This window comes from Colwellia sp. C1TZA3 (assembly GCF_007954265.1).
Classification (GTDB): domain Bacteria; phylum Pseudomonadota; class Gammaproteobacteria; order Enterobacterales; family Alteromonadaceae; genus Cognaticolwellia.
Map to the genome: position 1 here is coordinate 1 of NZ_VOLS01000149.1, position 898 is coordinate 898.

At 37.3% G+C, this 898-nt stretch carries 2 protein-coding genes; both read right to left on the reverse strand.

Features of this window, described 5'->3' with window-relative positions; translation table 11 throughout:
- Positions 1 to 105: 105 nt before the first annotated feature.
- Positions 106 to 243, reverse strand: coding sequence for a hypothetical protein (locus tag ESZ39_RS17900; RefSeq protein ID WP_191321843.1), 138 nt, complete (start codon positions 241 to 243; stop codon positions 106 to 108).
- A gap of 114 nt (positions 244 to 357) precedes the next feature.
- A complete protein-coding gene (locus tag ESZ39_RS17600) occupies positions 358 to 723 on the reverse strand; it encodes a hypothetical protein (protein ID WP_146881201.1) in 366 nt (121 codons plus the stop codon).
- Between the last annotated feature and the right edge of the window lie 175 nt (positions 724 to 898).

Here is an 898-nt window from a genome sequence, read left to right on the forward strand (position 1 = left end):
GGTCAGAAATTGCGAACCAGCAGGCCCAGTATCATTGAACCCAGAAAAGGAAAGTATAAAAAACGCACAAAAAGAAGTCGCTTAATAAAATTAGGGGAAACAGTGTCAACTATCTTGAAAAACACCGAAGTTAGTAAGCAATTCATCCCCAGAAAAAAGCATAATTGAAGTAATTAAACATAATATAAAAGCTTGTTTACCTGATAGCTTTAGCCAATCAAATACTTGTTTCGGATCGAACATGAATACTCCTTGATGCCTAACGCCTCATTAAGAGGCTAAAAATAGTGGGCTAAAATGGAGCGAAGCGAACAGCCCGCTGTTTTTAGTCCTTTTGAATGACTTGTTAGTGGGCTTTTAATCACGCATAAATGATTCTTTAGAATGAGCGTCGGAGGATGCTTGACCTTCGCAACTATCACAGTATTTACCATCATTTTGATAATACTCAACAAGATCTTCATCATCTAAAGTAGCGGGACACTCACGAGGAACCTCTTCAAATTCATGATTATAACCAGAGCATTGAACATCTTCGATTAGCGGTCTAATACAATTATCAAAATGATATTTTTGCGGGGGAGTTAAGCTGTCGTAGCCGTTGTTTGCTGCAAATAAAGCTATGCCTGTTATGGTACTTTCACTTGCGTTATTGTCTTTTGCTGATTGCTCTAATATCTCAGGATTATTCGTATTGATTTCTTTTAGTGCATCTAAGTTCATTTCAAACTCCTTGTAAAGTTTGATGGTATATCAGGCTGACTTGCCCACTAACGCCTCATTAAGAGGAAATTTGTAGTTGGCTAAAATGTTGAACGCAGTGAAAACAGCCAACTGTAAATTTTCCTGCTTTAATGACTTGTTATGTGTTTATGCTAAGTACCTGACCTTTAACATG